The 18,773-nt window shown below is 39.7% G+C and carries 15 protein-coding genes and 1 pseudogene; 10 read left to right on the forward strand and 6 right to left on the reverse strand.

Annotated elements, in window-relative coordinates; translation table 11 throughout:
- Window positions 1-14 precede the first annotated feature (14 nt).
- The 5 genes and pseudogenes from R2B77_RS08525 (at window position 15) to R2B77_RS08545 (ending at window position 4,718) form a co-directional block, all read left to right on the forward strand.
- Complete coding sequence (locus tag R2B77_RS08525; protein ID WP_203248064.1) at window positions 15-1,439, forward strand: LutB/LldF family L-lactate oxidation iron-sulfur protein; 1,425 nt, start codon at window positions 15-17, stop codon at window positions 1,437-1,439.
- Window positions 1,436-2,146, forward strand: a complete 711-nt coding sequence (locus R2B77_RS08530) for a LutC/YkgG family protein (protein WP_203248063.1) — start codon at window positions 1,436-1,438, stop codon at window positions 2,144-2,146. Before R2B77_RS08525 ends, R2B77_RS08530 begins: the two co-directional genes overlap by 4 nt.
- A 255-nt stretch (window positions 2,147-2,401) precedes the next feature.
- Window positions 2,402-2,734, forward strand: a pseudogene (locus R2B77_RS08535) (23S rRNA (uracil(1939)-C(5))-methyltransferase RlmD); the annotation flags it as partial.
- Between the two features lie 406 nt (window positions 2,735-3,140).
- Window positions 3,141-4,556, forward strand: a complete 1,416-nt coding sequence (locus tag R2B77_RS08540) for a FecR domain-containing protein (RefSeq protein WP_203248061.1) — start codon at window positions 3,141-3,143, stop codon at window positions 4,554-4,556.
- A gap of 24 nt (window positions 4,557-4,580) precedes the next feature.
- The gene (locus R2B77_RS08545; RefSeq protein ID WP_203248060.1) at window positions 4,581-4,718 is read left to right on the forward strand and encodes a hypothetical protein; all 138 of its coding nucleotides are present in this window, start codon (window positions 4,581-4,583) and stop codon (window positions 4,716-4,718) included.
- Window positions 4,719-4,940: 222 nt separating this feature from the next.
- On the opposite strand, the gene R2B77_RS08550 is transcribed toward R2B77_RS08545, so the two are convergent.
- From R2B77_RS08550 to R2B77_RS08565, 4 genes are all read right to left on the reverse strand, one after another.
- Window positions 4,941-7,550 carry an FtsX-like permease family protein gene (locus tag R2B77_RS08550; protein WP_203248059.1) on the reverse strand — a complete coding sequence of 870 codons (2,610 nt, stop codon included), beginning with the start codon at window positions 7,548-7,550 and terminating at the stop codon, window positions 4,941-4,943.
- Window positions 7,547-8,230 (reverse strand): ABC transporter ATP-binding protein, encoded by a 684-nt coding sequence (locus tag R2B77_RS08555; RefSeq protein WP_203248058.1) that lies wholly within the window; start codon window positions 8,228-8,230, stop codon window positions 7,547-7,549. The genes R2B77_RS08550 and R2B77_RS08555 overlap by 4 nt, the downstream gene beginning before the upstream one ends.
- A 141-nt stretch (window positions 8,231-8,371) precedes the next feature.
- Window positions 8,372-9,376, reverse strand: a complete 1,005-nt coding sequence (locus tag R2B77_RS08560; RefSeq protein ID WP_203248057.1) for a sensor histidine kinase — start codon at window positions 9,374-9,376, stop codon at window positions 8,372-8,374.
- Window position 9,377: 1 nt separating this feature from the next.
- Window positions 9,378-10,061, reverse strand: a complete 684-nt coding sequence (locus R2B77_RS08565; RefSeq protein WP_203248056.1) for a response regulator transcription factor — start codon at window positions 10,059-10,061, stop codon at window positions 9,378-9,380.
- Window positions 10,062-10,634: 573 nt separating this feature from the next.
- Here R2B77_RS08565 and R2B77_RS08570 point away from each other — a divergent pair.
- The 3 genes from R2B77_RS08570 to sstT all read left to right on the forward strand — a co-directional run bounded on the left by R2B77_RS08570 (window position 10,635) and on the right by sstT (window position 14,653).
- Window positions 10,635-11,501 (forward strand): GNAT family N-acetyltransferase, encoded by an 867-nt coding sequence (locus tag R2B77_RS08570; RefSeq protein WP_203248055.1) that lies wholly within the window; start codon window positions 10,635-10,637, stop codon window positions 11,499-11,501.
- Window positions 11,502-11,866: 365 nt separating this feature from the next.
- Window positions 11,867-13,111 (forward strand): mechanosensitive ion channel family protein, encoded by a 1,245-nt coding sequence (locus tag R2B77_RS08575; RefSeq protein WP_203248054.1) that lies wholly within the window; start codon window positions 11,867-11,869, stop codon window positions 13,109-13,111.
- 294 nt (window positions 13,112-13,405) lie between these two features.
- Window positions 13,406-14,653 (forward strand): serine/threonine transporter SstT, encoded by a 1,248-nt coding sequence (gene sstT, locus R2B77_RS08580; RefSeq protein WP_203248053.1) that lies wholly within the window; start codon window positions 13,406-13,408, stop codon window positions 14,651-14,653.
- 328 nt (window positions 14,654-14,981) lie between these two features.
- Here the strand turns inward: sstT and R2B77_RS08585 are convergent, their stop codons facing one another.
- A complete protein-coding gene (locus tag R2B77_RS08585; protein ID WP_203248052.1) occupies window positions 14,982-15,644 on the reverse strand; it encodes a hypothetical protein in 663 nt (220 codons plus the stop codon).
- 208 nt (window positions 15,645-15,852) lie between these two features.
- On the opposite strand from R2B77_RS08585, the gene R2B77_RS08590 reads away from it, so the two are divergent.
- The gene (locus R2B77_RS08590) at window positions 15,853-16,671 is read left to right on the forward strand and encodes an MBL fold metallo-hydrolase (RefSeq protein WP_232843478.1); all 819 of its coding nucleotides are present in this window, start codon (window positions 15,853-15,855) and stop codon (window positions 16,669-16,671) included.
- A 65-nt stretch (window positions 16,672-16,736) separates the two neighbouring features.
- On the opposite strand, the gene chrA is transcribed toward R2B77_RS08590, so the two are convergent.
- Window positions 16,737-17,921 carry a chromate efflux transporter gene (gene chrA, locus R2B77_RS08595; RefSeq protein ID WP_203248050.1) on the reverse strand — a complete coding sequence of 395 codons (1,185 nt, stop codon included), beginning with the start codon at window positions 17,919-17,921 and terminating at the stop codon, window positions 16,737-16,739.
- Window positions 17,922-18,257: 336 nt separating this feature from the next.
- On the opposite strand from chrA, the gene R2B77_RS08600 reads away from it, so the two are divergent.
- Complete coding sequence (locus R2B77_RS08600; RefSeq protein ID WP_203248049.1) at window positions 18,258-18,764, forward strand: hypothetical protein; 507 nt, start codon at window positions 18,258-18,260, stop codon at window positions 18,762-18,764.
- The last annotated feature ends 9 nt before the right edge of the window (window positions 18,765-18,773 follow it).

Genomic DNA, 18,773 nt, shown 5'->3' on the forward strand with positions numbered 1-18,773 from the left:
AGGAGGGGAATTTGTTGAGTATTCAAATTAAAAGTGGTTCATTCAATGAGCGTGTACAAGAAGGCATTGAAAATGATTTTATGCTGAACTCCGTCGCCTCCGCGCAGGGGCGTTTTAGGAGCCGGCGGGTGGATGCAGCGGAAGAATTAGGAAACTGGGAAGAGTGGCGTTCGTTGGGCGAAGAGATTCGTACACACACGTTGCAACATATCGATTTTTATTTACAACAATTAAGCGATAATTTATCCAAACGTGGTGGTCATGTGTTTTTTGCCGAAACAGCAGAAGATGCGAATAACTATATTAAAGAAGTTGTGAAAAGTAAACAGGCAAAAAAAATCGTGAAATCCAAATCGATGGTTACAGAGGAAATTGGTCTCAATAAAGCACTTCAAGAAGCTGGCGCAGAAGTCGTTGAAACAGATCTGGGTGAGTGGATTTTACAATTAGACGAGGATGTTCCCTCGCATATTGTCACGCCGGCTTTGCATCTGAATAAAGATCAAATCAGGCAGACCTTTGTTGAAAAAAGAGGCTATGATAAATCCAATTTCCCAGAGGAGTTAGGATTATTTGCTCGCGAGCAATTGCGAAAAGATTTTTTGTCGGCGGATATAGGAATTACAGGATGTAACTTTGCCGTTGCCGAATCGGGTGCAGTTACCTTTGTGACGAATGAAGGAAATGCCCGGTTGACGACATCATTACCGGATACACAAATTACGGTAATGGGGATGGAGCGCATTGTTCCTACGTGGGAAGAACTAGATGTGCTAGTTAGTTTATTAACAAGAGCAGCTGTAGGACAAAAATTAACGAGCTATGTCACCGCGATTGCAGGGACGCGTTTGGAAGGGGAAGTCGATGGACCTGAAGAGTATCATTTAGTCATAGTCGACAATGGTCGCTCTAAAATTCTAGGTACCGAATTTCAATCAGCGCTTCACTGTATCCGTTGTGCCGCTTGCATTAATGTTTGTCCGGTATATCGTCATATTGGTGGGCATGCATATGGCTCGATTTATCCGGGTCCGATTGGTGCAGTGCTTACGCCTTTACTAGATGGCTATGAAAAACATAAAGAACTTCCACATGCTTCTACGCTATGCGCGGCTTGTACAGACGTCTGTCCTGTGAAAATTCCGCTTCATAATCAATTAATTCGCCATCGTGAAATTATGGTTGAACAAAAAATTTCCCCAGCGATTGAAAAAGTGGCAATGGACGGTTTTGTGAAATGGTCTTCCCATCCAGCAGCATACAAATTGAGCACAAAATTGGCGCGTAATGCACTTAAACCTTGGACAAAGGATGAAACGATAACGAACGGTCCAGGTCCCTTAAAAGGGTGGACAGCACAGCGTGATTTTCCGGCTCCAAGTAAACAAACGTTTCGTTCTTGGTTTAAAGAACGTCAAAAAGGAGAGGGGGCACAATGAGTATTCAAAACAGGGACACTTTTTTGGATAAATTAGCAAATAGTCTTGGTAGACCTCGTATATCAGAAGGAGTTGTACGACCTACATGGAGCTTATCTCCCCAATGGGATGTTTATAAATATTATTCACAAGACGAATTGGTCAAAGTATTGGAAAAACAATGCAAAGTCATCCATACGCATTTTAAGCGGACGAATCTAGGTGGTTTATCCAAAATGCTGAAAGAAGTAATCCAGGCGCATGAGGGGCAAAAAGTGATTGCAGCGAACGATCATCGGAATATGGAATTTGGACTAAATACAATATACGAAGAACTCCAAAACAGTGGTGTGGATGTACGACTTTGGAATGCGGCTATTGGAAAGGAAAACCAGGTGTTTGCTGAACAGGCTGATGTAGGCATCACATTTAGTGACATTACACTGGCAGAGTCCGGTACTGTAACTTTATTCAATGACAAAGACAATGGTCGCTCCATTAGTCTATTACCTAGAGTTCACGTTGTCATTGTACCAAAAAGTACAATCGTTCCAAGGATGACACAAGCAGTGAAAAAAATTCACGACGCCAATCAACAAGGGCAGGAAGTCACATCCTGTGTAAGTTTTATATCTGGGCCAAGTAACAGCGCAGATATTGAAATGAATCTCATTGTTGGTGTGCATGGACCGGTAGAGGCAACTTATATTGTTGTAGATGATAAATAAAACTTATAAGGTGGGCGTATTGAAGTGACATAACTACTTAGGTTCGCGTTGACATAAAGAAGCCTCCTAAACAATGCTCGGCGCTTGGGCATGCCCCTCGCGATACCTCCGTAAGAGTGCTTTCACTGGAGATTTGGTAGGATCGGTGGTTCAACCTACTTAGATCCTAGTCAAAGGAGAATTCTTCACGGACAATAGTAATGAGCATGGAAGGGATTCTACGGTTTTGTTTGCGAAGTGTAGAAATAATTTCGCAAACGCAATGCCGTCGATAATGATTTGCATAACACAACATTCCTAGCTCGTGACGCACGCAGGGGACTAGACGAGATGCGTGAACAGTTCGGATTCGCTGATATTCTGTTGGTTGACCCACCACGTAGCGGTGCTGGCGGGAAAGTGATGCGCCGCATCGGACGATCAAAGCCGAAACGAATCGTCTATGTATCCTGCAATCCTGACACATTCGCAACGGACTTAACTGAATTACTGCCATTTGGTTACACGTTGAAAACTGTGCAACCTGTCGACTTATTCCCGCATACAGTGCATGTGGAGTTAGTCGCTTGGTTAGAGCTGGAAATCTAGCCTTATACTCATCAATCAAAAAACATGTGAGCCGGATTCGGTTCACATGTTTTTATGTTCGCCCTTTGACAAGCTAGTTATGATTAAACAAAAGATAGAAACGAAAAACTTGTAAAAATTATGAGGTAATTATGGGGGGCACTAGCTAATGAGTGGGTGCCCCATTTTATTTTTCTAGTATTGAAACGTAAGGGTTGCGTCGTTTCATAGATTTAAAAATACATATGATTATTTGATTGAATAATGAGAATCTTCGTGCTAAGTTATAGATAAGCTGTTCTTATGAAAACTGAAAATAGGGAGTTCTAAGAGAGATATGCCTTGGCATCTTGAGTGAAGTGTTTTATCCCGTTGTACAATGGTGTTCTACCAATCGGAAAATTATTCTAAGCAAGGGGTGAGTATATTGAAAAGAATCGGCATAATTTTCACAAAATCTCAATTATCTTTAATAGTTGCAATCGTAATGATCTTAGGTTTACTATCTTCACTTATGTCGCAGCCAGTACAGGCTGAAATCGTAAGATCGGCGCAAATCGAGAAAGTGATTGGGGTCGTTCATATTCAAAAAGCGGGTGGCGTTAAGCAGATCCGTGCATACGAAGGCATGATTCTGTACCAGGGAGACCATATTCAAACGGAAGCGAATTCAAGCATGGTTTTTCAAGTACCTGGTCGAGGGGATACTATCACAGTTGAGGAGAACTCACGGCTGTATATTTCTGCTTTACGGAATGATTCAGGGAAGATGAAAACAAGCTTTTTCATTTGGAGCGGCTCAATATGGGTGCAGGTATCTCCTCTCACCAACTCGAAAGATGAATTCGAAATTGAGACGCCTGCTGCTTTCATGAGCGTTAGAGGCACAACTCTGCTCGTAGGTGTGGATCCGGCTACTGGGGAATCTAAATTTTTTATCGCCTCGGGTCAAGGAAAAGTGAATAAGAAAGGTGAGGAGCAAGGCAGCGGCACAACCTTGTATCCAAATGAGCAAATCAATCTGGACAAGGATACCGACTCCGGTGATTATGACGACTATAAGAATATAGCTGATCTAGACAATTTAATAGCGAATACGAGCAATGCAATTATCGAAGCTATTATTGCCAGCAAAGCTGCAATCGACAAAGAGAATGAACAATATATCGCGAGCCTTAGAGAGCAGCAAGGTGGCACAAACCAAGAGGCGATTGATCGAATCAATCAAAACCTTGATAATCTGGTTGGAAATATCGTAAATAATGCGATTAAGCAAAATAAAGTAGATGAGGCAGCAATTAAAGCGTTGATTGAGCGAAATAATGAACAATTGGATAAGAAAATTGATCTTGATAATGTGAAGGCGCAGGAGCTATCGGCTCAGGAGAAGGCAAAACAAGCTCAGATCAATCTATTAAATGAAGAGCGCAAGAAGAAACAAGAAGCAGAGAAGCTGAAGCAGGATGAGCTTAAGAAACAAAATGAAGAATTACAGAAAAAATTAAAAGAGCAACTTGAGAAGCAGAAGGAAGCGAAGGAGAAGGCGGCAGAAGCCGCGAAGCAGAAAGCTGCCGAAGAGTACGCGAAGAAACTAGCAAATGATGCCGCTAGGTTAGCATTTGAAGCGAAACAGAGAGCTCTAGCAGCGGAGAAGGCTAAACAGGATGCTGCCGCCAAGGGTGCAGTTGACGCACCCGCACCTGTTTCACAACCACCTAATGATACTGGATCTGAATCAGATCCAGTTGAAGAAGATCCGGGGGAAGAGGGTCCGGTTGAAGAAGAACCAGTTATAGAAGATCCGGATGGAGGAGATTCAGTTATAGAAGAACCAGGTGTATAAGATCCAGTTTTAGTGGGTCCAGCATTGACGGTATTAACGATTGCTAGCCCAATAGTTGCCATCTTTGGTAACGGACTTAATCAGGATATAGTCGTGCAAAAAGAGCTAGGGGTGTCACTGCAACTCTATAATGGTGAAACAGCCGTCCACTTCGAGACTTAAATAAGTATAGATGATGTGACAATCGTCACTCTTATAGCCTACGATTTAGAGGAAGGTGTTACAACTTCACTGTAAGGGCTGAGGATGCGGCAGGTAATGTAACCCACTTGGAAAGAAGAATACTTCTTAAACGTAACCCTAAACAAATCTAATTCTAATCAAAGAAGCATCCAGTCGTCGATGACGTGGATGCTTCTTCTTTCTTGCCTTTAGGTACCTAATTTAAATATTCTCCTGCTTCAAGCTTTCGATAATGTTTTCATTCTTTAGTTTCGAAATCGAATACAGCATCGCAGACCCAACAATTAAGAAAATCATGACAATAACAAATAAGATGCTCATCCATGGAAGTTGAAATTCATACATAAAGGTATAATTAACGGAGCGATGAATGCCAAACATAACAAGCACACTAATTGGTAGGCCATATCCCAATGCCTTTACCCCGTAAAAAATACTTTCATAATGGATCATTTTTTTAAATCCTTTTGGTGTCATGCCAATGGATCGAAGCATTGCAAATTCACGAGATCGGAGCGAGATGCTTGTTGAAATCGTATTAAAGATATTGGCGATCGAAATGAACGAAATCAGCGTGATAAATCCATAAGTGAATACGGACATAAGCAAAATCATCTGTTCCTCTTGCTGTCGTTGCTGATAGACATTGTATACATGAATGTTTGGGTCATTGCGTTCTTCGATTGCTGCTTGGGTGGCCAGTGGGTTTGAACTATTTAGATACACATAGGAGTTCACTTCCTCTTTGGGAATCGAAAGTTGCTCCATTGTTGCTTCAGAGACGATTAGATTAACCCCTCCAAGCGTAATAACTTGGACGCCCATTGGAACTTGGTCGGTAAGTGCCCCGATTTGAACACTACTTACAAATTCCCGCTTAGATTGTTCTATCTCCATATCCCCATGTGGAAGAGTAAATAAGTCAATCATTTTTCCAACTTCTGACTCAATCGATTTTGCTTCAATAAATTTTCCGGTTGCAGCATCCTCATAGGTAACCTGATCAATAACGATTGCAATCGGTGTGTCTGGTTGGACAAAATCTTCCTGGTTTGCACCGATTTGTTCGGCATAAGCTTGAAAACTCTCCTGATCTAAGCTTTGCAGACCAACATAGTAGGGGTATTTCCCATCCTCAAGAACTATATCGTTTTCTTGAATTTGCCTTTTCAGTTGCTCTGGAAGTTCGTCCATCCCAATGAGCGCCTCAAAGTACGTTTCCGCAATGATAGTGGACTTGGTGACATTATCTAACTTCGTAAACTCTACCAACTCTTCCTTTGCTACTTCACTGTTAGAAATTTGAATGTCAAACTGTAGATTACTTTGTGACATCTCAAGAGATTTTTTCAGATTATCGGTAAAAAAGGAAACCGATAAAAACAGGACAATACTAATCACTAATGAAAACAAAGTAGCTAAATAGCGCTTTTTATTTCGTTTGACGTTCTTCAATCCAATTTCAGCTTCAAGTCCAAAGACTTTTCGTACGAACTTTGATGTTTTTACCGTTTTTCCTGATAATTTGATGTCTTCGGTTTGCCGAATGGCGTCAATCGCTGAAATCTTTGATGCCTTTTGCGCAGGGACATAGGTTGAAATAAAAATGGTCAGTATAGAAACGCCGCATGCAGCCAATAGGGAAGCTGGTGTGACAACTAATTCTAGTTTTTCAGAAACGCCGAGTGCATTTTCTATCATCGTGTTAATAAAAGCAAAGGTTGCACCGATTCCCACAAGTCCCGCAACAATTCCAATCGGTAGACTAATCGCACCAATGACGGCACCTTCAAAAAATACTGAATTTCGTTTTTGCTTTTTCGTTGCACCAACACTTGAAAGCATGCCTAAATGTCTAGCCCGCTCGGAGACACTAATTCCAAATGCATTATAAATTAACGCCACAGAGCCAATGATAATAACACTCATAATAATGCTAGCTAAGGAAAAAAGTGTTGTCCGTAATTGGTCGTTCGCTGTTACACCATAGTAGCGGAGTAGATCGGAGTTAAAACTGACTTCCTCAATTCCATGTGCTTGAGCGAGATTTTTTGCGTGACTATACAAGGAACGGTTTATTTTTGTTGAAACGACAAAAGCATCAACCGTATTTGTTTCACTTAATGACTTTTCATCGACGTAGCCAATGACTGTGTAACCAGGTGACCAAGTCGGTTCCCAAGAAGGACGTTCAATCACCCCAACGATGGTAACTTTTTTGGTTTCATTGACTTGTAATTCTTCAGTGATTGTATTTTCTTCCGGTTCGATTGGGCTAATTTGCCGTTCGAGGGAGTTATTTTGCGTGAGCGTTGTCCCGTATGTTTTGTTCAAACGTTCACCAATATCTAAGGTAAGCTGATCGCCTATTTTATAATCAACCTTTGCATTGTTTATAATCTCCTCGGATATGGCAATCTCATTTTGAGCGTGAGGAAGTCTTCCTTCGGCAATTTCAATAGGGAACTGCTCCATACCCACTTTGTTATAGTTTTTAACATACAAATATGGTTTATATTCATTCTTTGAATCCTCTAAGGCTGCATAGCCATCGCTGGAGAGAACAAGTTTATGCGTTTTACTGTCTTGTTCAATGGCTTTAATTTGGTCTGGATTAATATCTTTATAGTGAACATGCCATTCCCCATTAGTAGTAATATGCTGACGGGTCATTAAGTCTAAAAAGGAAATCCCAAGTGTCGCCACGGCGGTAATCATCGCGACCGAAATGATGACACCGATAATTGTAACAAGTGATCTGCGTTTGTTCTCTTTTAAATGTCTTAGCGTTACTTTATTGATAATATTCATGGCCGAATCACTTCGTCTTTCGCTACTTTGCCATCCTCAATAGAGATGATACGGTCTGCTTGCAGGGCGATTCGCTCATCATGTGTGATGACAATGAGTGTTTGATTGTAGGTCTTGTTAAACATTTTGAGTAATTCCATGATTTCCTCACTATTTTTACTATCGAGGTTGCCCGTTGGCTCATCGGCTAGCATAATGGCAGGATTGCTGATCAGCGCTCGCCCAATGGATACGCGTTGCTGCTGACCCCCTGACAGCTGGTTTGGCAGATGGGAAAGTCGTTTGCTCAATCCCAAACTGTCAACAATGTTGTTAAATTGCTTGTGGTCCACCTTTTGTTCATCTAACAGCATCGGCAACTTTATATTTTCTTCAACCGTTAGAATGGGGATAAGATTATAAAATTGATAAATCAAGCCGATTTGTCTCCGTCTAAAAATGGCTAGCTGTGTTTCATTCAAGTCATAAATATTGGTTTGATCTATGAGAACCTCTCCGCTGCTGGGCTGATCGACGCCACCAAGTAAATGAAGCAGTGTTGATTTACCTGAACCAGATGGCCCGATAATGCAAACAAACTCGCCTTTTTTTACTGAAAAAGAAACATTATCTAGTGCGGTAACAGCTGTTTCGCCTTTGCCGTAAATTTTAGATAGGTTCTTAATTTCTACTATATTCATGTGAAAACCTCCGTAAGTCTTTGTATAAGAGTAGTATATCTAGTCACTATGACTGTAAGGTGACTCTTAAGTGACACTTTATTCACTTAGGAGGTGAGAGGGGAGAATTTGTGGATATAAAAAAAGCAGCTGATAGGTTACTCAAATCACCTGCTTGTAAAATTTAATAGTAAAGGTTGTCCCAACATCGGGCTGACTTTTCACTTCAATATCTCCTTGCTGACTTGTAATGAAACTATAGGCCATAGCAAGGCCAATACCTACACTTTCTTCACTGGCATTTTTACCTTTGTAAAACCTCTTGAAAATGTAAGGGAGATCCTCCTTTGGAATTCCTTTTCCGTTGTCAGAAATGATTATTTCTGTGAATAGGGCGTTCTCCGAAAAAGTGATAGAGATTTCTCCACCTTTGGGAGTATGCTCGACACAGTTTTTAAGGATATTGATAAGTGCTTCCACAGTCCAGTTGAAATCCCCAATAAATGCTGTTTGCTCATCGCCTTTGACGTTCAAACTTTGCATGTTAATATCCATTGGGATTAATAGCGGCTCAGTTGCAGTTTGAACAAGGAGATCGACCGAAACTTTTTCTTTTTTGAAGGTGATTGTCCCCGCATCGATTTTTGAAAGCTTTAATAAGGAAGAAACAAGCCATTCCATACGTTCCAGCTGTATTTGAAGATTCCGGGTGAACTTGATCCGCTGATCGTCGTCCAAGTGATTGTCACGTAACAATTCTCCCATGACCATCATCGAGGTGAGTGGGGTTTTTAGTTGGTGGGAGATATCTGAAATTGCATTTGTTAGTTTCGTTTTATCCTCGTGTAAAACGGTCCCTTGTTCAGCAAGCATCTTTGTCACTTTATAAATATGACTTTTTAAGATACTCAATTCTCCTTCATAGTTATCACGAACGTCTAAATGAAAGTTGCCAGTGCTAATTTTTTGTAAGTAATCAGACAGTTTTTCAATTTCACGGTACCGCCATTTTGTGAATAGCAGCATACAGCTAATCAGCATGATGGATACGCCTAGCACAATAGACGCGGCAAAGCTTGAAATGAAAATAGCTGCTGTCGTAATTCCGATTCCACTGATCAGTAAAAGTACAAGTAGGAGTATTTGAATTTCTCGATTTCTAAGCAACTCACTCACCAACCTTATAACCCATGCCACGGACCGTTTGAATCATCGTTGGGTTATGTGGATCATCCTCTAGCTTTTCACGCAATCTTTTAATATAGACGGTCAAGGTATTATCGTTTACAAAATCACCGCCGACATCCCAGATTCGATCCAGCAGCTGTGCTCTTGTGAGAACTTGACCAATATGATTGGCGAAAATAAGGAACAGCCGATATTCTAAAGCTGTTAATACAATCTCTTTGCCATTTTTATATACCTTTCCTTCTAATAGGCTAATGAGTATATTTCCAATTTCAATTTTGTCTTTTGGTTGAGTGTGACGATTGGAACGGCGAAGTACCGATTTAATTCTTGAAATAAGTTCACGGATTCGAAAGGGTTTTGTAATATAATCATCGGCTCCCATATCCAGACCCATGACGACATTCACTTCATCATCGTACGCTGTTAAGAAGATGACAGGGATATCTTGCCGTTTTTTCACGAGCTGACATAAGTCATACCCACTACCATCAGGTAAGTTCAAGTCAAATATGCATAAATCAATGTCATCCATTTTATGATTGATGACTTCAATTGCTGAAGCTGCATTATGACAAAGCAAGGGTTCATAGCCCTCTTGTTTTAAGGAATATTCTAATCCCAAAGCGATTGTTCGATCATCCTCGACCAATAGAATTTTCATATGTGTCACCTTACATTCATTTTTTATTAATGTTACTGGAAGAATGTGAGACCGTCAAAAAATGCGGATAATGAGTGTGAAGAAGGAATTGCATATATCAACGTCTATCCATCACGAAATGAGACAGCTTAACGAACATTTAGTAAATCCTTCTAATGAAACCTTTAAGTATTAGGAACGTATATTTTATAAGAGATGCTAGAAATAGCAAAGTACTCATTTATGGGGATGTTTTGTTTTGGAACCTTTATCAAAAAAGGAATGAAGTATGGTGCACATTAGGTGACAGGATAAGATAGACTTAAACTATAGGCGGAGCTGGTCTATAATTTTCAAAGGAGGAATTATCATGACCACCTGGATTATGTTAGGTGTACTGTTCGTTGTAAATTTTATTATTTGTAGTATTGTGTGTGTAATATTCCGCAGAACTAAGAGAATAGATTGGGCAATATCTTTAATTATAAGTTTTTTGGTTTCGATTACTGCTATATTGGTGTTTGGCATGGGTCCATCGTAAGCAAATGAAACACCTCTGAAAAAGAATGGTGTCAATAAAAGGGAGGGTGAGCCATGAATATTTCGTATAGATTGATGTCTTCAGTAAGCTTTGAAGAAGCGCATATCCTATTTAATCGTGGATTTGAAGGCTATTTAGTACCGATGAATTTACCTTTTGATACATTCATCAGTCGCTTTGGGAATGATGGATTATCTCCAGCATTATCCGTTGTTGCATATGATGGAGCAGATCCAATCGGCTTTGTGCTCCAAGGAATTAGAGAAGTGGATGGTCAAAAGATTTCTTGGAATGGTGGAACAGGTATTATTCCAGCATACAGGGGAAGGAAATTGGGGTATTCCTTGATGGAGGAAGCTGAGAAACTCCTAAAGGAATGTAATGTTTCTGTAGCAACTTTAGAGGCGCTATCTGAAAATAAAGCAGCTATCTCTTTATATGAAAAATGTGGTTACAAAGTACAGGACAATTTACTCTTTTTACGCGCAAACGAAACTTTAGATAGTAAGGAACCGGATCTTGACGGTTATGAACTGATAAGAATTCCTGCTACCCAATCGATTGGCTCAGATTTGTTTCCAATTATCGTCCCTTGGCAAACCGATGCTAGTAATACACCAAAACTAGGTGGGGAAGCGGTGATGATTTCAAAGAATGGAGAGGTGCAGGCAGCTTGTCTGATTCGGAAAAAATGTGTGTTTGGCAATAAGACGGAAAGCATTACTTTATTTCAGGTAAAGGAAAATGGGAATGAAGATGCTCTAAACAAACTCCTCGCTTACGCATTGGAATATGACCAATCAATCAATCGTACAACGTATAATTTTCTAAAAGGAAATGGCCTAGCAGTTTCATCTTTATTGGCAAGTGGTTTTGAAAATACGCCAATATCACAAGTTTTTATGACGAAAACTTTTTGAAATTGCCGATCGATCACTCGAAAGAAATTTATTGCGTAGGTTCACTATAAGAACGTCACGGGCTTTTGCTACGAACCGTCGATGCCGATTGAAAATGGGACCACCGCTAGGGTGAATGCTTCATCCCTATTAGCTAACGGTTACGTTAACAAGAATCGTGTTAGTTTTGGATTATAGATGTGGGTAAAATAAGCTACAATCGCAATTCAAAGTCTAGAGTCAATCGTAGCATGATTGACAACGAAATTCAGCACGATTTATTTATGTGACTATAACCCGAAATAATTGAAGCGTATATTCGTTCGTGGTATGTTACTTGAATAGCAGTGGTCATTTTTCGACTACAGATACAGCGGAGGATATACATGGATTTTATCAGTAACCAACTTTTAAAAATTGAAATGGACCCTACCTTAGTTCGTTATCTTTCCATTATCATTATGATTATTTTTATAACACTTGTCTGCGTAATTGCGAATTTTATCACGCAAAAGGTAGTTATCCAAATCATTACTCGAATTGTGAAAAAAACTAAATTCAAGTGGGATGACATTTTGTTGGAGCGCAAGGTTTTCCGCAGGTTATCGCATATTGTTCCTGCCGTTATCCTTATTAACTTTTCGACAACCTTCCCAATGTTTCAACAGCTAATCGAAAAAGGGGTAATTGCTTATCTCATCATCATGGGGTTAGTCATTATCAATAGCTTGTTGAATGTCATTAATGACATTTATCTCACGTATGAAATCGCAAAGACTAAACCTGTAAAAGGGTATATACAGGTCGTAAAAATTGTTGTCGTCTTAATAGGGGTCATCTTAGTGGTCGCGAACTTGATAGATAAGAGTCCACTTCTTTTGCTAAGTGGGATTGGAGCTCTTTCAGCGGTGCTCATGTTAGTGTTTAGGGATTCGTTATTAGGCCTAGTTGCAGGAATCCAGTTGACGACCAATGATATGGTTCGAGTCGGAGATTGGATTGAAATGCCGAAGTATGGGGCAGATGGAGATGTTATCGATATCTCATTACATACAGTCATGGTGCAAAACTGGGACAAAACAATTACAATGCTTCCGAGCTATGCTCTCATATCAGATTCCTTTAAAAATTGGCGTGGCATGCAAAATTCTGGCGGACGACGGATGAAACGATCGTTATTTATTGATACAACGAGTATTTCATTTTGCACGGAAGAGATGATTGATCATCTGAAAAGTATCCATTATCTTTCGGATTATCTTATTACGAGGGAACACGAAATCGCGGAGTACAATACTCAAAATGAAATTAATCAAAGCAATCCTGTGAATGGCAGGGCACTTACGAATATTGGTGTATTTAGAGCATATATTAGTAATTACCTTCAACACCATCCTGGTATTAATCAAGAAATGACCTTGATGGTGAGGCAGTTGGCACCTAGTGAACACGGGTTGCCCATAGAAATATACGGATTTACCAATGATATACGATGGGCTGTGTACGAGTCAGTTCAAGCGGACATTTTTGACCACCTTTTTGCCGTAGCGTCTGAGTTTGGGCTTCGAATATTCCAAAATCCATCGGGGAATGATTTGAAATCGATTGGATTAGTCGATCCAAAACGGTAAAATTTATGAATTGCAAGAGCTACAGTTACTGAAGAAAATTTAGTGATTGTAGCTTTTTCATTGCGCTCCTCAAATGACTGTATTATCCGAATTTATGATTAATTCATAGAAGATTTTCATAAAAAATACCAAACGTTTTCTGATATAAAAAAATCATTGCGCAATTCGGAAAGGACATGTTAGAATAAGGCATCAATCTACTTCGAGGCGAGATAAACAGACAGTGCCTTAATGGGGAGAAGTGATTGGGCATTTTTATCATTTAAGTTATCAGAAGAATCTGGGGGGAGTATAATGAAGAATTTATTTGTTAAATGGAACCAAATAAGCTTAGTAAAAAGGATTGTTATCGGTATTATTGTTGGTATTATTTTAGCTTTAATCGTTCCTAATGTAAGCGGAATCTCGATTTTGGGTTCTTTATTTGTCGGTGCATTAAAGGCGGTTGCACCAATCTTGGTTTTATTCTTAGTCATGCACGCAATTGCAGCGCATAAAAGTGGCACGAAAACGAATATGAAATCGATTCTCGGGCTATATGGGATAGGTACACTCCTAGCAGGAGTTGTCGCTGTTGCTGCAAGCTTTATGTTCCCTGTTAAACTAACACTAACAACAGGAGCAGAGGACCTTTCTCCACCAGAAGGTATTTTGGAAGTTTTACAAACATTACTATTTAACGTAGTTGCCAATCCAATTGATGCATTAATTAGTGCCAACTATCTTGGTATATTAATGTGGGCAGTTGTTCTTGGGATTGCATTGAAACAGGCTAATCAAAATACGAAAGATGTATTAGGTAGTTTTTCGGATGCCATTACTAAAGTCGTACAATGGATTATTAATTTAGCACCAATTGGAATTATGGGTCTTGTTTTTGACGCAATTGTCACAACTGGTTTTTCTGCTTTAAAAGTTTACGGTGAATTGATTTTAATTTTAGTGGGATGTATGTTGTTTATCGCACTTGTAATGAATCCGTTAATCGTGTACATCTATACGCGGAAAAATCCTTATCCCCTTGTTTTTATGGTGTTAAGAGAAAGCGGTATCACAGCATTCTTTACACGTAGTTCAGCTGCAAATATTCCAGTAAATATGAAATTGGCTGAAAAACTTGGGTTAGATGAAGATACGTATGCAGTATCCATCCCTCTAGGTGCTACGATTAATATGGCTGGTGCAGCGGTTACGATTTCCGTACTGACGCTTGCAACAGTTCATACACTTGGCATTGAAGTTGACTTTATGACTGCACTTCTGCTTTCTGTTGTAGCGGCTGTCTCTGCTGCAGGTGCTTCAGGTGTTCCAGGCGGATCACTATTACTAATCCCACTAGCATGTGCTTTGTTTGGAGTTCCAAGTGATATTGCTATGCAAGTTGTTGGTGTAGGCTTTATCATCGGTGTAATTCAAGATTCTTGTGAAACTGCACTGAACTCATCTTCTGACGTATTGTTCACAGCTACAGCTGAATATGCTCAAGAGCGTAAGGAAGGTAAACCAGTTTCTATGAAATCTTGGGGATTCCAACAAAAGTAAAAATGCTCATGTGATTTAATGAAAGGCTAAAAGCCACGATTACCGAAGAGGACTCGGTGATTGTGGCTTTCTTTTGGGTTATACTTTATATCTTGTAAAACTTCTGGTTCGTCTCTTCATCAAAAACAACCTCAATCAGCTTGATGTCGCAGATATCCACATGGATTTCAATATTGGAGTCTAGCCTTATTTTACGTTTATACTTATTTCCGCCTAGGCGATTGCACTTTCAGAAATGACCGTTTCGAAGGGGGGTACTGTGTTGACGATCAATTATTTTTGGGTATCATCGATGAAGTGGGTTAATTTACTAGTTGCAGAATCATAACTAATAGCCTTTAACAGCAGTTTTAAACCCGTTGAGTAAGTCTTCCTTCTCTTTAAATTCATCTGGTCGCAAATACGTGCGTTCAAATTGCATATAAGCTAGCATGTCTTCAGCTAATTTTGTATAGGAAAAGCCTGGTTGCTTGAAAATATCAACATAACCGGGATCTCCTTGACGATGAATTTGCCAGCCTCCGCTACTATTCCGATAAGCATTTGCGATTAATTTTTGCACACTAACGGCTATCATTAAGCTCATTTTCCCTCTTAACGATAAGGTACCTTCATAGTCTTTCAATGACTGTGGTGCATCCTCTGGGAATAAACCTTGTCTCGAGGACTCTTGTTCTTTAGCTGGTTGTCCCTCTTCAACAGCTGCTATTTGCTGAATACCTTCTTGAATGGTTTTCTTCCAGTCGTTTAGAGTATCGGTATACTGCCGATGGCTAATCAAATCTCCATGTTTAAAAGCAGCAGCAGCTTTCGTTTCTATTTCCAGCATTTCATCAACTGACATTGTTCTCACATCGTAATGGTCAGCACTTTTGATATTCGCCCTTTGTTCAGCTGTAGCTGACAGTACTGTGTCAAAGCTCACTTTATTTTGATTTGAAGTGATCGTGCTAATATGGATTGCTTTAGTGCCTACTGATTCAACTTTCACATACAACACCCCTTTGAAATGATAAAAACTAGTCTAATTATACTATCGGCATATTGTCCTCTTAATAAAGTGAAGGGTCTTGGATTTGTTAGGAAATTAATCTTAAAATATGATGAAAATGACTAGTTGTGGTTAAATCTGATTATTCGTGAAGAAGCATATACTTTACTGCTATAATTATGGTATGTTTCAGAATAAAGGAAGGGAGATGACGGAAGTGCTGTTAAAGAAATCATCAAACCTTGGGAAGAAAAATGGCGTTTCATTTTTGAATGGCGAAGTGAAATTTCAGGGTGTCGCACTGAATGTCTATAGCTATGTGGTGGATGGTGTGTTGATTGACACGGGGGCGCAGTCCTTGCGCAAGCATTTTGAAACCTTTATAGATGCAGCTGATTTTGATCAAGTGATGCTTACGCATTTCCATGAGGATCATACGGGCTGTGCCGCTTATGTTGAAAAAGTGAAAAAATCTCCAATTTATATACATGAAAAAACGATTGATTATTGTATGCAGCGAGCGGATTATCCATTATATCGGCAGCTTTTTTGGGGAAGAAGAAAGCCGTTTCAAGCGCAGGCGATGCCTGAAACATTTATGTCTAGAAATGCAATATGGGATGTCATTGATACGCCCGGACATGCGCATGATCATAAGGCTTTTTTGAATCAGGGAACAGGTCAGTTGTTTACGGGAGATTTATATGTGAATGAGAAGACAAGAGTCATCTTGAAGGAAGAAAGTGTGCCTACCATCATTCAGTCATTGGAGCGAGTGTTGACGTATGATTTTCAAGAGGTGTTTTGCAATCATAAAGGATTTGTAGAGGATGGACGCCTTGCGCTAGAGCGAAAGTTAAACAACCTACTAGCCCTTCAACAAGATGTATTAACGTTGCACCAACAAGGAAATCCTGCTGAAGTGATTTGCAACCAGCTATTTCCTAGGAAATATCCCATTACCAGATTTTCAGGCGGGGAATGGGATTCCATACATATTGTTACGTCGATTGTGAAAGGGCTTTAGTGCTGTCTTTTCTTTAAAAATACCTGATTCTCAAATGAACCATTTTGAGAATCAGGTATTTTTCATTAGAATAAAGTTAACAGTGAACCCCCAACAGCCCCAGCGACCACGACAATCCAAGGCGGTAGCTTCCAATAAGCGAGCATACTAAACAAAATAGCAGCTAAGGCGAAGTCAGCGGGTATTAAGATTGCACTTGTCCAAATCGGGAAATAAAAGGCGGAGATGAGTATCCCAATCACTGCAGCATTGACGCCCATGATGGCACCTTTAATGGTAGGGTTGCTTCGTAATTGATCCCAAAATGGGAGTGCTCCTATAATGAGGAGGAAGGCAGGTAAGAATACTGCAAACGTTGCGACCAGACCACCTTGCCAGCCTTTCATGACAGTTCCTAAATAAGCGGCGAATGTAAATAATGGGCCAGGCACGGCTTGTGTAGCGCCATATCCCGCCAAAAATGCTTCCTCACTAATCCAGCCAGTTGGCACCAATTCCTGTTCCAGTAAAGGTAACACAACATGCCCTCCACCAAATACTAAAGAACCTGAGCGGTAAAAGCTATCGAACATCGCTACCCAATTGGAGCCAGTGAATTCTCTTATGACTGGTAATAAAAATAACAAACCAAAAAATAACGATAGACAAATTGCTGAAACGCTTTTAGCAATTGGAAATGTCGAACTGACTTCAGTTTTGTCTTCATGCTGTTTAAATAAAAGAAATCCGACGAACGCGGCAAGTAAAATGACAGCGACTTGGGTGAAAGCTGTTTGCCAAAGAAGGGTCCCAAGTAGGGCACACAAAGCAATCGCCTTGCGCTTTAAATCAGGTGTCAAACCTTTAGCCATCCCAATAATGGCATGTGCAACGACTGCTACGGCTACAATTTTTAAGCCATGCAGCCAGCCAGCATTTCCTACGTCAAATCCAGTAAGCAGTAAGGCAAAAAGAATAAGTGCAATAACCGAGGGCATTGTAAAGCCAATGAAAGAAACGATTCCGCCTAAGACGCCAGCGCGCATCACGCCAATTCCGATGCCGACCTGGCTACTCGCGGGACCCGGTAAGAATTGTGCTAACGCGACTAAATCAGCATAACTTTTTTCATCCATCCATTTTCTTCTACGTACATACTCTTCATGGAAATAGCCTAAATGGGCGGTAGGCCCACCGAAGGATGTTAGCCCAAGTCGTGTTGAAACTAACAGTATTTCTAAAAGTAATTTGAAACGATTGGTTGTATTCATTGTGAGCTCCTTCTTATTGATGTGAACTACTTGAATATAACATTGTTTGTAGTGCCCTCCAAGGTACGTTTAAAAATTTACACAATCTTAACATTGTGCAGAATTAGAACTTTGTCAACATGAGAAAGATTTTTCGAAGAGCAATATTTTTGACTATATAGCATGTAAGGGGCTTATTGATTATATAAACTTAAGCTGTTATTATTTGTTATTTCAAGTACGATATGAAGAGTAGTTAGATTAATGACCAAGTGTAATTTAAGGGAGCAAAGAATTAGACTGGATTGATGTAGAAAAGTTTTCTTCGGGTTGACAAATTTACAAGGAGGGTGAGAATTGGTTATTGTTAAACTTTTATTTTTTATGTGTATATTTATAACTTCGTTTTATAAACTGTTTATCAAATCAAAAAATGATGTCTTAGTACGTTATGTAGTTTTCATAATGATTATATCCTTTTTCTTTTTCTTTATTTTTAATGTTAAATCAGTGCTATGGATTACGCTGATTTGCGCTTTTGGATTAATCTTGCATACAAAATCACCACTGAAAAGTAAAATCATTTTTTTGTTTATAGGAATTTTTGTTTTTTGTATGTATCGTGTTCCTACAAACCCAGCCGAATTTGAGACGTACTTAATGGAAGAACATGCGATTCATTGTTCAGTAGTGGAATGTGTAGAGGTTGTTGAAGTTATGAATGATGACATGCTTCAAATGCAAACGACTAAATATACAATTCAAGGGTTAACTTTTGATTGGTATTTCATTTTTTCACAGGGAGAAATCATATTGAACAATGAAACGATAAAGGCTATCAATATCGCTGGCTTTTGGATTTAAGTAAATTAA

The sequence above is a fragment of the Sporosarcina beigongshangi genome, assembly GCF_033485195.1.
GTDB lineage: Bacteria > Bacillota > Bacilli > Bacillales_A > Planococcaceae > Sporosarcina > Sporosarcina beigongshangi.